Genomic DNA, 20,541 nt, shown 5'->3' with positions numbered 1-20,541 from the left:
GCATTGTATCAAGATTCCTTATAATGACGCTCCACTAATGAAATACGGTATCCTTCATCTTTCAGCACTTGAATGATTTGTGCTTTATGCTCAGAACCATAGGTTTCAATTGTTATCGTCACACTCACTTCACTAAAGCGTTCCAAAATAGAAAATTGGTCATGCTCTAAACGAATAATATTTCCTTTTTCTCTCGCAATCAAGCCAGTAATATGTTCCAATTCCCCTGGTTTATCACTAATATCAGCACTAAAAGTAAACACTCGGTCACGCATATATAAGCCACGCTGAACTAAACTATTAATTGTCAGTACATCAATATTCCCCCCACTAATAATACTGATAACATTTTTCCCTTTCAATTGTTCCTTTAATTTAAATAAAGCGGCTACCGTAATCAAGCCTGCATTTTCACAGACTAATTTATGCTGCTCTACCATACTTAAAAAGGAATCTATAAGATTGACATCATCTACTGTTATTATTTCATCGATACATTGTGAAACCACCGCATACGTTAACTTACCCGGTGTTTTCACTGCAACACCGTCAGCAATCGTTTGAACTTTTGGCAGACTTTGAACTGTCCCCTTTTCAAGCGATAATTTCATAGAGGCTGCTCCAGATGGTTCTACTCCGATTACTTTTACTGACGGCTTTAATAATTTAGCTAGGCGAGCCACTCCACTAGCTAAACCACCACCACCAATCGGAACTAAAATAACATCAACTTCTGGTAGCTCATCAAGAAGTTCAAAGGCAATCGTTCCTTGTCCTACAATCACATCTAAATCATCAAATGGCGGAATATATGTATAATCATGTAACTCAGCTAATTCCAATGCTTTTGCAGCTGCTTCATCAAATACTTCACCACTCAATACAACTTCTGCACCTAATTTTCGTGTTTTATTGATTTTTAAAAGTGGTGTATTGATTGGCATTACAATCGTTGCCTTTACACCTAAAGCACGTGCAGCAAAAGCAACTCCTTGTGCATGATTCCCTGCACTCGCTGCAATTAAGCCTCGTTTCTTTTGCTCTTTGGATAAGTTAAAAATTTTATAGTAAGCACCTCTAACTTTATAAGAACCCGTTCTCTGCAAATTTTCTGGCTTTAAATAAATCGCAGCATCAATTAACTCTGAAAAAAAATCACTATAAATTAAATTTGTAGGATTTAGCACTTCTTTTAATTGATGACGTGCGTCGGAAAAACGGTGAAATGGTAATGCTGCTAATACATCATTAGACATGGAAAAACAACTCCTTTTGATTATTCAGGCAATCCTATTTTTATTATTAGTATATCATGTTTTAAAAGCGTTTTCAGTTAAGTGTTTAGAATTTTTCATATGCAAGAAATAATCTCAGAGGCGTGCTGATAACCATTTTACTCGTTACACTTTTTTTCTATTACTTTCATGTTTAGAATAGACTTTTTACCACTATGATATTCAATTACTCTAACGCAATATTTTCAATATCTAATTCTGCATCAAAAAATAATCTTCTTACAGAACCAATCACATCTTCCCATACATACTCTTTAGCATACGAATACTTTTTGCTATACCTCTCCCACTTTATTCTCATTCCCATATCTTCTTCTAATGACAAAATTATATTTTCTGCATTACTCAATAAGGTTAGTGTTCCTCTTTGATTTGCTGTATTAAATAACGCTTCTTTGAATAGTTCTCGATTGATTGCTTGGTATTTTATTAATACATGAATGTCATAGAAATCTCTCATTCTTGTATTCGTAATTGTTTTCGAAATAATTGTTTCTAATTTTTCAGCTAATATCGTTTCAATAGGATATGCAAAAATTGGTATCGTCCTATTTTCAAACATTAAGGAATAAGCATAATTTATTTCTTTCGGAGTTATTATATCTCCTGTTGATATGTCTAATTTCAAGGGGATTACTGCCTTATCTATTTTTGCTTCCATACTAAAGCGTAAACCTGAGTAATCCGCTTCATCTAATATCTCAGAAATACCTTTTAACCTAAAATCTACTTTATCTTCAATCTCCATACTGCAAATTTCGCTTATTATTTTGCCTATTTTATCCATAGACACATCTATCCCCTTAACTGTAGTATCAATATCCATGGTTGACCTTGTTTCATCACCTAATAAATTAGATACGAGCATGCCACCTTTTAGAATAAAATATGACCGATATTCTGATTTTGATAGTCTTTCTAAAAAACGTTCCATCATATATTTTCTTATTAATATTTGTGGATTAACATCTATGATTCTGGATAAATTATTTATTAAATCTTTAAGTTGTTTTGATGTCTTAATCATTATAAAAACACCTCTAAATAATTGCTTAAAAATTTTTTTACGCGTAATTTTTCAGAATACTCCATTAAGCGATGCAAATTCTTGTCTTTCCTTTTTATATATTTCTTTAATGCCTCTTGTAAAATTCGGTTATCCATAGTCGAACGATTTCTAATCATGTCGCAAATAGTTCTCTCCGGATTATAGCTTATTACTTCGTTACCAAATGGTGTTTTTACTTTTAACATTCCTAACTCAAACAATTCCTTTTTAATTGAAAATACTTTGATATTTTCTTTCCTCAAATGGCTCGCATTATATCCTGATTTAACTGTTACATTTTGTTGAAATGGCTCTTGGTCTGTCATATCTAATAAATACAAAGCTGTTTCATGCGAAAAAATAACTTTCGGACAACGCAATTGCAATAAATATAATGGGTCTTCCCATACATCAGGAGAAATATAAATTCCTCTTGAAACACGTTTATAATCATAACGTTCAACAAATTCTTTCAACATAAACTTTGAAATTTCTTTTTTCGTAATATCCGATGTCTGAATAATTCCCTCCTGTTCTTCAGCAATTCGATAAATCAAATCCACTTCTTTCATACTATCACAACCTTCCACGCTTATATTATAAATTAAATAAGCGTGGAAGTATAGAAGATTCTAATACTTATTCTATACCTCACTACATAAAATAACTATTTTTCCTCTCTCTACATACTCAAACTACAAAAAATAGAACCCACTGCCTTAATAGCACTGGATTCTATTTAACTAAAACTCGCTCTAAATCTATCTGATTTCCAATCCTTCAACATTTGTTAAAGCTGCTGTAATACGATTCATCGCATTCACGACATCTTCTTCAGTCAATGTCTTTTCTGGATTTTGGAATGTTAAGCGATAAGCTAATGATTGATTATCTTCCCCAATTTTCAAATCAACAAAACGGTCAAACAATTCTACTGAACGTAAATATTCGCCACCATTTTCTTGAATGATATTTACCAATGTTTGTTGTGCCAATGATTTAGGTACTAATAATGCTAAATCTCGTGTTGTAGATGGATATTTCGGAATCACTGACTGTACCAATGCAGGACGATTATAAGCCAATAGTGCATCAAAATCCAACTCTGCGTAATAAGTCGCTTCCGGTAAATCTTGTGCTTTCGCAAAAGCTGGGTGAAGTTGTCCAAAGTAACCGATAATCTCACCGTCCAATAACACTTCTGCCGTACGACCTGGGTGCAATACTTCAAAGCGTTGTGTCGCTTGATATTGAATCGCATCCGATACACGAATCGCTTCAAAATATGTTTCCAATATTCCTTTCATGCTGAAGAAATCATAAGTTTGAGCTGATTGATACCATGAAGTTGTCTGATTTACACCTGACACTAAAAAGGCAAGACGTTCAGCTTCTTTAGGTTGTTGATTTTCATTTTGACCAAAATATACTTTGCCCATTTCATAAAAGGCTAATGGACTATTTTGACGTGCATGGTTATATTTAGCAATTTCCACTAATGCTGGGAATAGGCTTTGACGCAATACGGAACGCTCTTCACTCATCGGTAATGCCAATGAAACAACTGGCTCTTCACTGCGAATCCAGTCAACAGCTGCTGGTGAAGTTAAGACATAACTAATTGTTTGATTTAAACCTAAGCCTTCTGCTATTTGACGAGTATGGCGTACAAAACGTTGTTTATCGCTTAATTTTCCTGGTGTACTCGGTACAGTAGGCAAGCTAGTTGGAATATTATCATAACCATAAATACGTGCAATTTCTTCTAAGACATCAGCTTCAATCGTAATATCCCAACGGCGTGGTGGTATCGTAACTGAAAAACGGTCTTCAGCAATCTCACTGTTAAATCCTAAACGGTCAAAAATAGCTTTCAACTCTGCTGGCGTGATACGGATTCCTAAACGACGTTCAATCACATCATAGTCAAGTGTAATCGTTGGTGAATCAACCGTTAATGTATTGACTTCTTTAACCCCTTGTTCAACTTCACCTTGTCCAAGTTGTGCGATTAAATGAGCTGCATACTCACCAGCTTCATCAATTGTCGCCAAATTAATTCCTTTTTCAAAACGCAGACTTGATTCTGAACGTAAATTAAATTTATTCGATGTTTTACGAACTGATTGACGGTCGAAAACAGCTGTTTCCAATAGAACTGTTTGTGTCTTATCTGACACTTCCGTAGCCAAACCACCCATGACACCAGCTAATGCAATTGATGTTTCTCCTGATTTAATGACTAAATCACTTGACGCTAAAGTACGTTCCACACCGTCCAAAGTTTCAAAGACTTCACCGTCAACGGCAGCCTCAACACGAATCGCTTTACTTACTAATGTATCAAAATCAAAAGCATGCATCGGTTGTCCAAATAACATTAAACAGTAATTAGTCACATCAACAATATTATTAATAGGACGAATTCCAGCTTTCATCAAACGCATTTGTAACCAAATTGGACTTTCAGATACTGTTACATTTTTAATCACACGTAATTGGTAGCGTGGTGAATGTGTAGATTCTGGCACTTCTACCGTTACAGCATCTAATAATGAAGAACTCGCTGATAATGTTGCTTGCACACTATCATTCAAGCTGACAGGTTGGTCAATGACTGCACCTACTTCATAAGCAGCACCACGCATTGATAAAGCATCAGCACGGTTTGGTGTAATCGACAACTCTAAAATTGGGTCATCAAGTTGTAAATATCTAACAGCACTCTCTCCTACTGGTGCATCTTGTGGTAATAAGAATAAACCGTCAGCATATTTTTTTGGTACCACATTCGCTTTAAAGCCTAATTCTTGTAATGCACATAACATACCTTCCGATACTTCACCACGTAGTTTGCTCTTTTTAATTTTAAAATCACCCGGTAACACTGCCCCTTCAAGAGCCGTAATCACTTTCGCACCCTTATGAACATTTGGTGCACCACACACGATTTGACGTAAAGTACCGTTACCTACATCTACTTTCGTAATATGTAAATGGTCACTATTTGGGTGAGCAACACATTCAATCACTTCTCCGACCACTAATTTTGTCAGATTTTCACCATAATTTTCGACACCCTCAATTTCAATCCCACTGCGTGACATTTTATCAGCCAGTGCTACTGCTGATACATTTGATAAATCAACAAATTCTGATAACCATTCTCTTGATAAAAACATTAGTTTTGCCCTCCTTTGAACTGCTCTAAGAAGCGTAAATCATTTTGATAGAAATGACGAATATCATCAACATTATATTTTAACATCGCTACACGGTCTGGTCCTAAGCCAAATGCAAATCCAGAGTATTGTGTTGAGTCAATTCCAGCCATTTCTAATACATTTGGATGCACAATTCCAGCACCTAAAATTTCAATCCAGCCTGTTTTTTTGCAGACAGAACAGCCTTCACCACCACATTTAAAGCATGAAACGTCTACCTCTACAGACGGTTCAGTGAATGGGAAGAAACTTGGACGTAAGCGAATTTCACGTTCTTTACCGAATAAAGTTTGTGCAAATTGTAATAGTGTACCTTTTAAATCAGCTAATGTTATATTTTTATCAACTACTAAGCCTTCAATTTGATGAAATTGATGTGAGTGTGTCGCATCATCGCTGTCACGACGGAATACTTTACCAGGACTAATCATTTTTAGTGGCCCATTTTTTTCAAAATCATGCTGTTCCATTGTACGTGCTTGAACTGGTGAAGTATGTGTACGCATTAACACTTCTTCTGTAATATAAAACGTATCTTGCATATCACGTGCTGGATGCCCTTTTGGTAAATTCATCATCTCAAAGTTATAGTGGTCTAATTCCACTTCAGGCCCCTCAATAACTTGATACCCCATACCGATAAATAAATCTTCGATTTCTTCCATTGTTTGCGTAATAATATGACGACTACCATAATGTTGATGACGACCTGGTAAGGTCACATCTAATGTTTCCTCTGCTAACTGTTGTGTTAATTCACGATGCTCTATATCTTGCAGACTGTGTCCTAAACGCATTTCAATTTCTTGCTTAAATTCATTCATCTTTTGACCTAATGTTTTACGGTCATCATTATTCAAATCTTTCATTACTTTTGCAATTTCGTTAATTGCACCTTTTTTTCCACTGTATTTAATACGCAAATCATTCAATTGCTTAATCGAATTGACCTGTTGCAAATCTTGAATTGCCTCTGCAACCAGTAAATCTATCTTATCTAAAGTTTCTTGTAACATAGTTATCATGAATACTCCTCCTAAAAATATATGATGTTCATGCAAAAATTTTCCACAAAAAATACGCCCCTATCAAAAGGGACGCATGACCGTGTTACCACCCTCGTTCAAATAGGTAGACAAATTTCCTATTTGCACTCGTTATCGTTAACCGTGATTAGCGGAATCTTTTTCAAAATTAAAATAATTTCTTAACAGATTAACTCCGAAAGCGAAAGTTTCATGCGACTTATATGATTTAGTTTCAGTCTCGCTAAATCTCCCTGCAGTAGCACACGTCACTGTTTTCATCATTGTTTATGGGCTCATTATATCAAGTATCACATAAAGTTTCAATTTAAATCTGAAATGTCTATGCTAAATTCAACCTTTAGCTATTTTTCGTCACTCTTGCTGCCCCTAACATCACTGCAAAAATCAGTGGAAATAGTAAACTCGTTAAAATACCGATACGAAAATCATTAGCAAAATAACTGGCAACTCGTCCGATTAAAAACGGTCCAATCGTGCAACCTAAATCACCTACTAATGCTAATAATCCAAACATCATTGGTCCATTGTGTGACATTCCTTGCGTTGCTAATGAATACGTTCCTGGCCACAAAATACCAACTGCACCACCATATAATGCACTGGCAAATAAACTCAGCCATGGAGACGGACTCCACGACATCAGCACAATCGCAAGCGTTAGGGCAACCAAACAAATTTTGATAAAAGTACGAATTGAAAGACGATGACTTCCAAAACCAAAATAAGTTCGTGCCAATCCCATCATTACAGCAAATGATAACGGTCCTGCTAAATCTCCTACTGCTTTGGTTAATCCTACCGTTTCCTCCATAAATAAAGATAGCCACTGGCTCAATGCCATTTCACTTGCTCCAGCTGAAAACATCATTAAAGCATAAGTCCAAAAAGTTTTTTTCGTCAATAATTGATAAAATCGCAATGGTTCTTCTACTTCTTCGATTACTGTCGGTAATGGCACAAACAAAAACTGAATGAAATTATACAATGGTAAGATACACCAAAGTAATGTCAACCAACGCCAATTTTCAATCCCAATCACATAGAAATATAATGCCGCCAAAATCGTGACCCCAACAAATCCCCAACTATAAAATGAATGTAAAATACTCATCATTCTTTCGCTATTATCATTTGGGACAGCTTCCACGATTGGATTAGTTACAACTTCAATCAGTCCGCCACCTGCACTATACAAAACCGTCGCAATCATCAATGCGATATACGGTTGCGACATCGCTTGAGGTAAAAATGCCATTGCGATAAATCCTAAAACTGCTAGTAAATGGGCTAATAATGCTGTCCAACGATAACCAAGCAGACGAATAATCGGAATAGACAATGCATCAGCTAATAATTGCACTAAAAAATTGACGGTTACTAAGCCTGTAAGTGCCAGAATATTAATTTGAAATTCCTCTTGAAATCTCACGAAAAGCAAAGGAACATAATTAATCACCATCGCTTGTATCACATAGGCAAAACAACATGCCAATACAGTGTCACGATACGTTTTCACTCTCATTCGTTCACATCCTCCTGCTCAATTAGCTGATTCATTATTTTCGATAATTCTGCTTGCGAAAGAATCTTTAATTCATTCGGTGCTGGCATTTGCCACTCTAACGGTCTAAATACATAATCAATTTGAAATTCATACGTTCTAAAATCAGCCGTTTGATTATTAAAAATATTTAAATCCACATTTTCAGTAATGCCGTTTAATGTCAATTTATACATCTGATTATTGTGATTGTAAACTAACTTAAAATCAATTAATTTATCGGTTACACCGGCTGTTTCAATGACTTGTTCTTGCTCTAAATTCGGTAAATCTCGCTTATTGTCCAATCCGTCAATTGTCGCTAAATAAGTTGGAGATAATTGATTGGTCAAAGACATAGTATAGGACAAACCACTTTCTATCGGCATCAATTTTAATCGTTGAGTCAGCTGAGCACTCTGTTCATCCATTGACATATCGACATTGTAATGCATTCCCAAGTAGAGATTATTTTTAAATAAATACTCCGGAATAGCAATCCGATGTAAATTCAGAAAATAAGTATTATTTAACTCATATACATCACGCTCATCTGCCTCCAATAAGCGTGATAAATTGGGTAATAGTAAGGCAACATCATTTAAATTCTGTACTAAAGTCTGCCCGTCGATGTCGTCAATCGGAATAAACATCTCTCGATAAGGTGCCATTATAGCGTGCGTATCACGGTTGAACACAGGTAATTTAAAATATTGCATTGATTGCAACCAACCTAAAGCCGTTGTATAGACTTCATAGAAATGATGATAAGCATATAATTCAAAGTGTTGATTTTTCGGATTCGCTTTGCGATTGTAAAAATCAAATATTAGCCGCATATTACCAGTTTCTTGATTGACATCCATTGTAATGATAGCATTTTTTTCGTGACTACGTTGATTCATAATCGTCATCTGTACACGATAACTTGGTACTTCCTGCAATGATTTCAAGCCATTAACTAATGTTTCTAAATTCGTTGTCGACTCCGTATTTACATCGATAGCTAAGGCAGGGACAATATTCAGCCACCCCATACATAAAATCATTGCTAATATGAGTAATTTTTTCAATATAATCCCTCCTACCAATGCTAGCGATTAAAAATACTCTTCTACTTCGATAATTCCATTAACAACTGCTACATCTCGCACGAAGTATTCATGTTCTTTGCTCTCGTTCATATCAACAGTCATTGAATAAGCAAGTTTCCCCTCTTGATGTGGTTTCGCCACTACCTTTTCAACATGCTTTACAACCCAACCACGATGTGTACAATAGACTAAAAATTCTTTAAAGCTATCCATATGTTCAAATACAATATAACAGTCTACTCCTAGCGAACGCATTTCAATATTTTTCTTTAAACGTTGGAAAAGCGTCATAATCAAAATAATCGATACAGCAGTTGCCAAAGCACCTACATAAAATCCAATCCCAATCGCTAAACCGACACACGCTGCTGTCCATAATCCCGCTGCTGTCGTTAAACCTTTAACTTGATTGTATTTCGTTACTAAAATCGTGCCCGCACCTAAAAAACCAATACCACTAATCACTTGAGCTGCCATTCGTGACGGGTCTGATTCGCCATATTTTTCATGAATAAAGATATTGGTCATCATCACTAAGGTTGCTCCAAGACATACCAAAATATGAGTACGAAATCCTGCCGTATGATTTTTCATGGCACGTTCCACACCAATAATACCACCAATTAAAACTGCTAATATAATACGAATATTTATCGACCAAAAATTTAAACTATGTAAATCAATACTTGCCCGCAACGACTTAACTCCATTCTAACACTAGGAAAAGCAGTGATGCATTTCACTAAAATTCCCTATCTACTTTATTTTTCAAATCAGTCACCCATAGGTTGACTATTGTGATGCCTCGAGTTAGTTATACCCAATCATTCCCATATTGACACTAGGGACTTTCAGCTATCACTCGCCTATTATAACACGATTATTCAAAAAAATTTACCTTTTTATTATTCCGACTAATACTCAGTATCAGGTTGTTGTCCGTCATGTGCTCGCCATAAACAGTCGCTAACTATCATCTCTGTAAAATGAGCTGTAAAACTTGAATTTTCTGGACTGCACGCATAAATTCCAAACTTAATAACTCCTTGTGCATTAAATAAATGACAAATACGCATTTGTTCAAAATGCTCACCGTCTGTTGCATACTCTATTTTAAAATCATCTTGACGACGACTTAAACGGAACCATATTTCCTTAACAGTCGCTGGAACTTCCATTGTCGCCCAATCTGAATAACCATGATTTGTTACAACACTTCCTAAATGTTGAAATTGCTCATTTTCAAATTCAACCGACGCTTTAATCCAATGCTCACTATCCAAATACACAATAATTCCGGCTTGGTCAAACCGCTGTTTGCTCCCATTGAAGTCTACTTTCACTAAAAAAGTAAAATATTTTTCTTCTGTTGGCAACTGCAATATTGGTGCATTATCATTTCTAAAATGATAATACGTTCGTTGCCATAAATCCGTATGTGATTCCGTTGTAATAGAAATTTTTTCTGGCTCAATACTATATTCTTTTGGTTCATTTTTCCAACTTAATTTTGCTACATCAAAGCTCATCTAATCCCTCCTAAATAATGAAAGTGACACCCGAGAGTGCCACTAAAATTTGTTTATTGATTATTTGATTGCACCGTCTACCATACCTTTTAAAATTTGTTTTTGTGCAATTAAGAAGATGATAATAATTGGCAACATAACAAATAATGCAGAACTTAAAATCATGTCCCATTCTTTTGTAAAAGCACCTGCAAAGTTAGATACGGCGATTGGTAATGTTTGAATAGCATTTCCTTTACCTAATAATAGTAATGGTAATAAGAAGTCATTCCAAATCCAAATACCATTTAAAATGATAATTGTAATGTAAATTGGTTTTAAAATCGGTAAAACGACATAGAAAAATGTTTGAAATTTATTACAGCCATCAATTTCTGCGGCCTCTTCAATTTCCAATGGCACACCTTTAATAAAACCATGGAACATAAAGATAGAAAGCCCCATACCGAAGCCAATATAGGCTAAAATAATTCCTTGATATGAACGTAATAAGCTAAAGCCCATAAATGGAATCGTAACATGATCACTCACTGTTTTAAACCATGAAATAAGTGGATACATGACAACTTGGAATGGAATTACCATTGACGCAACAAAAATTAAAAAGATTACATTTGACCATTTTGACTGATAACGCACCAAACCCCATGCAGCTAATGATGAAATCAAAGTAATTAAAGTTAATGATAACACTGTAATAATCACAGATGATATAAAACTTTCTTGGTACTTAACTACTGGATTATTCCAAATTTCAACAATATTACTCCAAAGATTGCCCCATTCTTGTGGTAAATTCAATGGATTCGATAAAATTTGTGGCGAAGTTTTCGCCGCATTAATGATAATTAAGATAATTGGACTAATGAAAAGAATAAACGTTAAGGCTGCAAAAATCTCTAATGCCCAACGGCCTGCTGTTTTTTTACTCATTACATCTCAACCTCTTTTCTCTTCGTAATTGTTGTTTGCGTGATACTAATTACCACTAAAATAACGAACAAAATAATCGCTCTAGCTTGTCCACGTGCCATTTGGTTTTCAAGCGATGCTGTATTATAAATATTCATCGTAATAAACTCGGTACTCTTAATCGCTTGGTTTGCCCATAACATAGATGGTCCACCACCTGTTAAAGAGAAGTTAACATCGAACATTTTAAATGAGTTATTAATCGTTAAGAATAATGACACCGTAAATGCAGGCATAATCATTGGAATTGTAATATGACGAAGTCTAAACCACCAATTTGCCCCATCCAATGATGCTGCTTCTGTTAATGATTTTGGTACATTTTGCAAAGCTGCAAAATAAATCATCATAATATAACCTGCGTATTGCCAAGTATTCGTAATAACTAATGCCATTACCGCTAAACGAGGATTTCCTAAAAATAGATTATTCACTAAAAATTCGCTACCAATTACTTTTCCTAAATTTGGAAAAACATTGTTAAAAACGAACTGCCAAATATATCCTAGTACCAATCCACCGATTAAGTTAGGCACAAAGAACCCTGCACGATAAGCATTTTTGAATTTCAATTCGCTTGATACTAGCAATGCCAAGCCGAATGCAATAGCATTTACTACTAGTACGTTAATAATCGCAAAAATAGCAGTGACTAATAAAGAATATTGGAAACGTGTATCTTTAAATGCTTGAATATAATTCTCGAATCCCACCATTTTTGTAACCGGTTTGATAATACCGCCCCAATTTGTAAAGGAATAGTATAATCCCAAGAAAAATGGAACAATAATAACAAGAGAGAATATAAATAATGCCGGAGATACTAAAATCACAAAATTACGTCGTTCACGCTTTCCACGTCTTGATTGCTGTGACATTTTTTTCACCTCTTCTTTTCTGGTTCGTTCGGCTTGGCTTGACGTCCACTTCAAAAAACCTCCTCTGTGCGCTATGCGCACGCCGTCTGTTTTCTCCAGTGGTTCAAGCCATAACAGCCTCACTCACACTATGTTTTTTCTGGTTCGTTCAGCTTGGCTTGACGTCCACTTCAAAAACCTCCTCTGTGCGCTATACGCACGCCGTCTGTTTTCTCCAGTGATTCAAGCCAAAACAGCCTCACTCACACTATGTTTTTTCTGGTTCGTTCAGGCAGCTTCGACGTCCACTTCAGAAAATCCTTCTGTGTGTTGCACACACGACAGTATTTTCCTCCAGTGGTTCGAAGCTGAACGCCCTCACTCACACTATGTTTTTTCAAAAATAAATGGGATTTCTCATTCCGAAATCCCATCGGTAATCTATAAAAATAGGAGGGACGGTAGTTACACCACCCCTACCCTATACATACAATTATTTATCGCTTATTGAGCCAATAATTCAGGAACTTTTGCTACTTCTGCTTTAATTAATTCCATAAATTGTGCTTTATCAATATTTCCTTGAGCAAATTGTCCATAGATAGGTCCTAAGTTAGACATACCAAATCCGTCTGGCATGAAGTATGGATTATCAAATGAATAAACTGGTTTACCGTCTGCTACCCATTGTGAAATAGCACTTGATAATGGTGTACTTGGTTTTGCTTCAGTTGAAGAATAAGCTGAAATCATGTTCGCTTTGTTAACCATGTAGTCTTGACCAGCTTCTGTTGCTACCATATCATCAAAGAATTTAGTAATATTTTCTAATGCTGCTGTATCTTTGTTAACAACATAGTAAGACGGAGCTCCGATGAATAATCCTTCACCATTTTTATCAGCTCCTAATGTTTGATAAGGAATGAATCCCATTTCAAATTTAGCTTCTAATTCTGATAAGTTAGGGTCTTTCCAAGAACCTTGGTGTAAGAACGCTGCTTTACCTTGTGCAAAAGCAATATCCATATCTTCTTGAGTACCAACTGTTAACATTGTTTTATCTGTATGTTGGAATAATAATTCTACCCAATCAGCATATTTTGCTAAACGTTCTTCGTCTACTTCACCTTTAACAAATTTTTCAACTACTGAACGGTCACCATTTTCTAAACCAGCACCTAAGTATGCATTGAAGTCATGGATACCCATAATCCAAGTTTCGCCCTCTTTTGTTGCATTCGCTACAACTGTTGATAAGCCTAACTCTTCTTTACGATTTTCTAAATCTTCAAACGCTGCTTTCACTGCTTCAAATGAATTTAAACTTGCTGGGTCAATACCTGCTTTTTCTAATAATTCTTTATTGTACGCTAAACCATAACCTTCAACTGATACAGGGAAACCAAACACTTGATCACCTTGCTTAAATTCAAAGTCTGTTTGATCAACCCATTTACCAGAAATTGGTTGTAAAACATCTTTCCATAAATCATAACCAGCTTGACCTTCGATAACGAATACGTCTGGGCCGTCACCAGCTGTAAAGTCTGCTTTTAATTGATCTGCTAAAGTACAAGAACCAGAACATACTTTAATATTAACATTGACACCATTTTCTTTACCCCATGCAGCAGCATATTCAGTCAATGCTTTTTGTGTTTCGCTTTTATTTGAATAAAGCGTAAATGAATTTGCATCACTTGATGCTGCATGTGCTGTTACCGGTGCAATAACGGTTCCAAGTGCACTCAATGTTAACACAGCCTTACCAATTTTATTGAACAATGATTTTTTCATCACTTTTCCTCCTTTTTCTTGCGTATATAACGCTTACAAATAGAAGTATACTCTATAACGCAAACGGTTGCAATATCTATTTTAATTTTTTCTGAATTTTTTTCGATTTTTTGGAACCGGTACATGATGAAGCAACAACAAGCCTTTCAGAAACTAGCTAAGTTGCCCAAAATAATTATCCGATTGACTTTTAAAACAAATCATGCTATTTTTAAATAGTAATTTTGCACCACATGCGGTGGTGGCGGAATGGCAGACGCGCCATCTTGAGGGGGTGGTGAGTGTATACTCGTGTGGGTTCAAGTCCCATTCACCGCATATATATTATAACTATGGACAGGTTGGGACTTCTCCTAACCTGTTTTTTACATAAACAAAATCCTGTTACTTCACAAAATGATGTGATGTAACAGGATTTTTATGTATGTAAGCTTACAAAACACCTACAAATTAACGAATTTCAGTAATACCACCCATATATGGAACTAAAACTTCTGGTATTTTCACACTACCGTCTGCTTGCTGATAGTTTTCTAAAATCGCAACCAATGTACGACCAACAGCCAAGCCAGAGCCGTTTAATGTATGTACATACTCCACTTTATCTTCTTCATTACGGAAACGAATTTTCGCACGACGTGCTTGGAAGTCCTCACAGTTTGAGCATGAGCTAATTTCACGGTATGTATCTTGACCTGGAATCCACGCTTCGATGTCATAAGTTTTTGCTGCTGAGAATCCCATATCTCCTGTTGATAATGCCAATACACGATACGGAATATTTAATGCTTGTAAAATGCCCTCAGCATTTTCTGTCATAGCCTCTAACTCTTCATAAGAATGGTCTGGATGAGCAATTTTTACTAACTCAACTTTATGGAATTGATGTAAACGAATCAAACCTCGAGTATCACGTCCGGCACTACCTGCTTCTGAACGGAATGACGGTGACATGGCTGTCATCTTCATCGGTAATTGCTCCATTGATAAAATTTCATCAGCTACATAGTTCGTCAATGGCACTTCAGCCGTTGGAATCAATGTAAAGCCTCTTTCATCTGTTAATTGGAATGTATCCTCCACAAATTTTGGATATTGCCCTGTTCCAAACATTGATTGATTATTAACCATATACGGTGGAATCATTTCCGTATAGCCATTTTTCTCAGTATGCGTGTCCAACATAAAGTTATAAATCGCACGTTCTAAGCGAGCACCTAACCCTTTATAAAAGACGAATCGTGCACCCGCTACTTTTGCTCCACGCTCAAAGTCTAAAATATCTAATTTTTCAGCAATATCCCAGTGATTCAATGGTTCAAAATCAAATTTGCGTGGTTCACCCCAACGACGAATCTCTTCATTTTCTTCTTCTCCCTCACCAACAGGCACTGTTTCATGCGGAATATTTGGCAAACGAAATTCAATCGCTTCGATTGTTTGATTTAATTCAGCCAATGTTTCATCTTTAGCCTTAATAGTATCACCTAATGTTTTCATTTCAGCGATTTTATCATCAGCATTTTCTTTATTACGTTTTAATTGTGCAATTTCTTGTGAAACAGTATTACGATGTTGTTTTAATTGCTCTACTTCCACTAATAATTCACGACGTTTTACATCTAATGATTGATAATTGGTCAACGTTTCACGGTCAACTCCACGTGTCGCTAATTTCTTAGCTACTTCTTCAAACTGGTCTCTTAATAATTTACGATCTAACATTTCAATTCCTCCTAATTGGATACTTGTGTGACATTCCTACAAAAAAATACAGAGCCTCCCCATTATCTGGGACGAAGGCTCTGTTCGCGGTACCACCCGATTTCAAAGAATCATATAATTCTTTGCACTCATTGTTAATCGTTAACGGGATTACCGGCACTACTTAATCATAATTGTTTTCATAGGCGTCTCAATGTGTGGATTCCTTAATTAACTTGCATGGTTTGCACCAACCACCATGTCTCTAAACTCGCGCTTTAAGTACTAGTCACATCTGTTACATTTATTATATTGTTTATGTGGTATTTGTCAAGATACTATTAATTTTTGTTCGCTACTTCCAGACTACCTCAAACTATCCTCTCATATGTTCATATAGTTCCGGATTATTCGGATGTCTCGATGAAGATAATTGAATAAAATCATCCATAATTTCTGCTAGAGTAATGCTCGCCATTCGCTTTTGTGCTACTGCCTGTATATCTGCAAACTTAATTTCTACTATTTCTTGAATACTTTCTCCCACAATACATTGAGCACAAACATCACTATCAATTGCTAATAATGTTTGTGTAGAATTAACTGCCTGATAAACATCAAGAATTGAAATCTCATTTAATAATTTAGCTAATTTAGGTTCACTTTTACCACGAGTTGAAATCAGCAGACCTGCTTTTTTTAATTGTCCCATAATTTTTCTTACTCGTGCAGGATTCGTATTAACACTCGCTGCAATCACATCACTTGTTAACTCATCAGGATTTTCAATAAACGCAATATAAATCAAAATATGTATCGCATCACTTAATTGTGCCGGTTGACGCATAAAAAAACTCCTCTTCTGGTTTGTCGTACTCTATTTTTTTATTAATAAAATTATTCTCTTGACATATTATAGCACATTTAATAAAATTGTTGTAACTTTAAAAGTTACAAATATTAATTCATGAAATGAGGACAAAAATATGACAAACTATTTAATAACTGGCGCTACTGGTGGATATGGTTCTGCTGTTATTCGTGAACTTTCAAAATCAGTACCTAAAGAGAATATAATTGCACTTGTACGTAGCAAAGAAAAAGGTGCTGCTTTATCCGAGGCAGGTTATCCAATTCGCATAGCTGATTTCAATCAAACCGATGCACTTGCTGAAGCAATGCATGGAATTGATAAAGTCTTATTAGTTTCGACAGATGCAACTCCAACACGTCAACAAGAACATAAAAATGTTATTCAAGCTGCCACTGATGCAAATGTTAAATTCATTGCTTATACTTCGCTAGCACAAGCAGATAGCATAGCAGCAAATTTCCCACTAGGAGATGACCATCGAGCGACTGAACAAGCTTTAGCACAATCAGGAATTGCTTATACAAGCTTGCGAAATAATTGGTACTTAGAAAATGAATTAGACTATATTACTAACAGTCTAAAGACAGGGAAATTTATCAATACAACTCCAGAAAATAGTGTAGCAGGCTGGGTATCACGTGATGATTTAGCTGAGGCTGGTGCAAATATTTTATTAGCAGACAATCCACCAGCAATTGTTGAACTTTCTGGTAAAAATCGCAGCTATCAAGATATTGTTGAAGCCGTTAATGAAGCATTGGGCACTAATATTGCCATTGTTTCCGATTCTCAAGAAACATTAGCAAATGCATTAGAAAAAGACGGAATGCCAAGTGAAGTGGCAAGCCTAGTCGCAAGTTTTCAAGGAGCTGTAGGGGCTGGTTTTCTAAAAGCAGAGTCCTCAGATTTAGAATCAATCCTAGGACGTCCACAAACATCACTTGTTGATAGTCTGAAAAAATTGTTAGGCTAAAAAAATATTATTGAGAAAACATCTATTTATCCTCTCCATTATTCGATAAAATTCGTGGTATACTAGTTTTAACGAAATATATTAATCAAAGGAGAAGATACATATGCCAACACAATATACTTATACCGTTGAACCACATCATTCAGCTGCTGTCATTGGTTCTGGTGGCCTTGATGTTTTGAGCACCCCTATGCTTATCGCCTATATGGAAAATGCTGCTTACTTAACTTGCCAAGAACAACTCGATGACACTCAATCGACTGTCGGTGCACAATTTTCTATTCAGCATTTAGCTCCGAGTGCCATACAGGATACCATTACTGTTATCATTGATTACATTAGACACGAAGCACGTCAATATTACTTTGAACTAAGTGCACATGATTCAAATGGTAAAATTGCGACCGCCAACCATACACGTGTCGTCATCAATAAAGACAAATTTATGGCTCGCATTAAAACATAAAATAAAAGTGTTGCTACTAATTCGCTGTAGCAACACTTTTTTGTTTAATTTTGATGATAAATTTCAACACTTTCATGATGACAAGATGGAACATTCAATTCTAATTGTCGGATGACTTCCGCCACTTTCGACACTTCACACAATGTTAAAATAGTTGGACCTGCTCCACTAATTACCGATGCGTAAGCACCTTGTGATAGCGACGTTTCACGCACCATTTCAAATTCTGCAATCAATGGTTGACGATACGGTTCATGCAGTCGGTCACGCATCATCAATGCTCCCATTTTTTTGTAGTCTCCCTTTAAAAGAGCTGCAACCATTACATTGTTCAGTGCATTTTGCATTACAGCATCTTGTTTGGAGTATTGCTGTGGCAACACCTTGCGTGCTACTTCAGTGCTTAATTCATACGGTGGTACACTAATAATTACCGCCACATTTTCCATAGATAATTTTTCATATTCTAGTATCTGATGTTCATACGCTCCGATAAATACCCCACCAGTAATACATGGGCCAACATTATCCGGATGTCCCTCAAATTCGCTACCAATTGTTATTTTTTCTTCCTCTGATAAATTCAATTGGCAAAAATAATTTGCTAATTCAATTCCTGCAACAATCGCACTTGAAGAACTACCTAATCCATGCGTCAATGGTATTTCACTGCTCATCTTAATCGCTAATGGTGGCATTGTCTGCTGATACTTTGCTGCTACTTGAATAGCCGTTTGTGCCACTAAATTATGCTCATTTCTCGGTAAAATTTCTAAAAAATCCGTTTCAAATTCAAACTGCCATTGTTCAGCCGGTGTCGCTGATACTACTAAAAATTTATTGACAGCAATCCCCATTGAATCAAAACCTAATCCAAGATTGGCACTTGTAGCAGGAACTTTAATTGTTATCTCCATGATTATTCTCCCTCAGCACCATAGTAAGCAGCAACTGCTAATTGCAGCTTGATTTGTTCAAATTGCTCAGCTGTAATCGGTTGTGTTAAGAAACTTACTTCCGCTGATTCATGCCACTGTCTTACTGCCACATCTAGATTACTCAAGGCAGTTTTTACTTGCTCTAATTGATTATTTACACGGAAATAATACGCTTTTTTCGCATTTTCCTGTGCACTAACAGCCACTTTGTCTGCTATTAAGTTTCCCATAAAACCAAAGCGCTCAATAAATAAGATGTCCGCTACAACGGCTGAAGCTGTTTCTAAACTTCCTGCTCCTGGCCCATAAAACATTGTTTCACCAACAGCATCACCTTCAACAAAAATCGCATTTTTAGCATCATTAACATGCGCTAATGTATGCGAATTTGCCAATAGTAAAGGCTCTACTGAAATTGATACATTTTCGCTATCAAATTCACTGCGACCAACTAATTTCATTGTGTAACCAAACGCTTTTGCGATTTCAATATCTTTAAATTCAACATTATCAATTCCTCTAACTGAAATATCTTCAACATCAACAGATTTGCGATAAGCCAATCGAGATAATAATGCAATTTTACGTCTTGTATCAAACCCAGCCACATCATTCGTTGGGTCTTTTTCTGCATAACCTAACTCTTGAGCCGTTGCTAATGCTTGTTCATACGACCAATTTTCTTGTGTCATACGTGTCAAAATATAGTTAGTCGTACCGTTTAAAATCCCCATTACACGAGTAATATGATTAGCCGTCAAATGATGTTCCAACACTTGAATAATTGGAATCCCACCACCACAACTTGCCTCATATCCGATTTGTGCTTGATGTTGGTTACCTAATTCAGCTAATTCATCTAAATGTAATGCTAATAAATCTTTATTTGCTGTCACCACATGCTTTCCTTTAGCTAAACATTTACGATGAATGTCATAAGGAAATTCTACTCCTCCTAATACTTCAACAACTAAATCAACATCACTTTCTAATATTTCATTAATATCATCTGTTACTTTAATATTATTTAAATTAAGTGATTTATCTTTTATTTCACGTGCAAAAATGTATTCAATCTCAATATGTGACGTTTTCGGTTGGTTTTGAAGTATTTTCAATACACCTCCACCTACTGTACCAAGTCCTAATAATGCAATTTTCATAATTTTATAGCCTCCCAG

General features: G+C 35.8%; 18 protein-coding genes, 1 tRNA gene and 1 other annotated feature. Of the genes, 3 read left to right on the top strand and 16 right to left on the bottom strand.

The features are described 5' to 3' along the window. Positions 1-8 precede the first annotated feature (8 nt). From JDW14_02300 to JDW14_02245, 12 genes are all read right to left on the bottom strand, one after another. A complete protein-coding gene (locus JDW14_02300) occupies positions 9-1,256 on the bottom strand; it encodes a threonine ammonia-lyase (GenBank protein QQD65974.1) in 1,248 nt (415 codons plus the stop codon). A gap of 205 nt (positions 1,257-1,461) precedes the next feature. Then, complete coding sequence (locus JDW14_02295; GenBank protein ID QQD65973.1) at positions 1,462-2,322, bottom strand: nucleotidyl transferase AbiEii/AbiGii toxin family protein; 861 nt, start codon at positions 2,320-2,322, stop codon at positions 1,462-1,464. Continuing rightward, positions 2,322-2,915, bottom strand: coding sequence for an abortive phage infection protein (locus JDW14_02290; GenBank protein QQD65972.1), 594 nt, complete (start codon positions 2,913-2,915; stop codon positions 2,322-2,324). The genes JDW14_02295 and JDW14_02290 overlap by 1 nt, the downstream gene beginning before the upstream one ends. A 189-nt stretch (positions 2,916-3,104) precedes the next feature. Then, entirely contained in the window at positions 3,105-5,525 is a 2,421-nt protein-coding gene (locus JDW14_02285) for a phenylalanine--tRNA ligase subunit beta (GenBank protein ID QQD65971.1), read from the bottom strand. After that, positions 5,525-6,592, bottom strand: a complete 1,068-nt coding sequence (gene pheS, locus JDW14_02280) for a phenylalanine--tRNA ligase subunit alpha (protein ID QQD65970.1) — start codon at positions 6,590-6,592, stop codon at positions 5,525-5,527. The genes JDW14_02285 and pheS overlap by 1 nt, the downstream gene beginning before the upstream one ends. A gap of 361 nt (positions 6,593-6,953) precedes the next feature. Then, positions 6,954-8,138, bottom strand: a complete 1,185-nt coding sequence (locus JDW14_02275) for an MFS transporter (protein QQD65969.1) — start codon at positions 8,136-8,138, stop codon at positions 6,954-6,956. Next, a complete protein-coding gene (locus tag JDW14_02270; GenBank protein QQD65968.1) occupies positions 8,135-9,229 on the bottom strand; it encodes a hypothetical protein in 1,095 nt (364 codons plus the stop codon). Before JDW14_02270 ends, JDW14_02275 begins: the two co-directional genes overlap by 4 nt. 27 nt (positions 9,230-9,256) lie before the next feature. Continuing rightward, a complete protein-coding gene (locus JDW14_02265) occupies positions 9,257-9,946 on the bottom strand; it encodes an MgtC/SapB family protein (GenBank protein QQD65967.1) in 690 nt (229 codons plus the stop codon). Between the two features lie 218 nt (positions 9,947-10,164). Continuing rightward, positions 10,165-10,779: a DUF1349 domain-containing protein gene (locus JDW14_02260; GenBank protein QQD65966.1), complete on the bottom strand. Its 615-nt coding sequence runs from the start codon at positions 10,777-10,779 to the stop codon at positions 10,165-10,167. A gap of 60 nt (positions 10,780-10,839) precedes the next feature. Continuing rightward, positions 10,840-11,712, bottom strand: coding sequence for a carbohydrate ABC transporter permease (locus tag JDW14_02255; GenBank protein QQD65965.1), 873 nt, complete (start codon positions 11,710-11,712; stop codon positions 10,840-10,842). Continuing rightward, a complete protein-coding gene (locus tag JDW14_02250) occupies positions 11,712-12,629 on the bottom strand; it encodes a sugar ABC transporter permease (GenBank protein ID QQD65964.1) in 918 nt (305 codons plus the stop codon). The genes JDW14_02255 and JDW14_02250 overlap by 1 nt, the downstream gene beginning before the upstream one ends. A 483-nt stretch (positions 12,630-13,112) precedes the next feature. Further along, complete coding sequence (locus JDW14_02245; protein QQD65963.1) at positions 13,113-14,405, bottom strand: extracellular solute-binding protein; 1,293 nt, start codon at positions 14,403-14,405, stop codon at positions 13,113-13,115. Between the two features lie 235 nt (positions 14,406-14,640). On the opposite strand from JDW14_02245, the gene JDW14_02240 reads away from it, so the two are divergent. Then, a tRNA-Leu gene (locus tag JDW14_02240) sits at positions 14,641-14,723 on the top strand. 132 nt (positions 14,724-14,855) lie between these two features. Here the strand turns inward: JDW14_02240 and serS are convergent. Together serS and JDW14_02230 are read right to left on the bottom strand one after the other, a co-directional pair. Then, positions 14,856-16,130: a serine--tRNA ligase gene (gene serS / locus JDW14_02235; protein ID QQD65962.1), complete on the bottom strand. Its 1,275-nt coding sequence runs from the start codon at positions 16,128-16,130 to the stop codon at positions 14,856-14,858. Positions 16,131-16,194: 64 nt separating this feature from the next. After that, positions 16,195-16,417 (bottom strand) — a binding site (T-box leader). Between the two features lie 68 nt (positions 16,418-16,485). Then, complete coding sequence (locus JDW14_02230; GenBank protein ID QQD65961.1) at positions 16,486-16,956, bottom strand: Rrf2 family transcriptional regulator; 471 nt, start codon at positions 16,954-16,956, stop codon at positions 16,486-16,488. A gap of 139 nt (positions 16,957-17,095) precedes the next feature. On the opposite strand from JDW14_02230, the gene JDW14_02225 reads away from it, so the two are divergent. Next, on the top strand, positions 17,096-17,956 hold the full coding sequence (locus JDW14_02225) for an SDR family oxidoreductase (GenBank protein ID QQD65960.1): 861 nt from the start codon (positions 17,096-17,098) through the stop codon (positions 17,954-17,956). A gap of 103 nt (positions 17,957-18,059) precedes the next feature. Next, entirely contained in the window at positions 18,060-18,422 is a 363-nt protein-coding gene (locus JDW14_02220) for a thioesterase family protein (GenBank protein ID QQD65959.1), read from the top strand. 44 nt (positions 18,423-18,466) lie between these two features. On the opposite strand, the gene JDW14_02215 is transcribed toward JDW14_02220, so the two are convergent. Together JDW14_02215 and JDW14_02210 are read right to left on the bottom strand one after the other, a co-directional pair. After that, on the bottom strand, positions 18,467-19,339 hold the full coding sequence (locus tag JDW14_02215) for a homoserine kinase (protein QQD65958.1): 873 nt from the start codon (positions 19,337-19,339) through the stop codon (positions 18,467-18,469). A 2-nt stretch (positions 19,340-19,341) separates the two neighbouring features. Then, a complete protein-coding gene (locus tag JDW14_02210) occupies positions 19,342-20,523 on the bottom strand; it encodes a homoserine dehydrogenase (GenBank protein QQD65957.1) in 1,182 nt (393 codons plus the stop codon). Positions 20,524-20,541 lie beyond the last annotated feature (18 nt).

This window comes from Aerococcaceae bacterium zg-252, assembly GCA_016237705.1.
Classification (GTDB): Bacteria; Bacillota; Bacilli; order Lactobacillales; family Aerococcaceae; genus Globicatella; species Globicatella yangjingiae.
The sequence above is the reverse complement of the archived record's forward strand: the minus strand, read 5'-3'. Positions and strand labels throughout refer to the sequence as shown.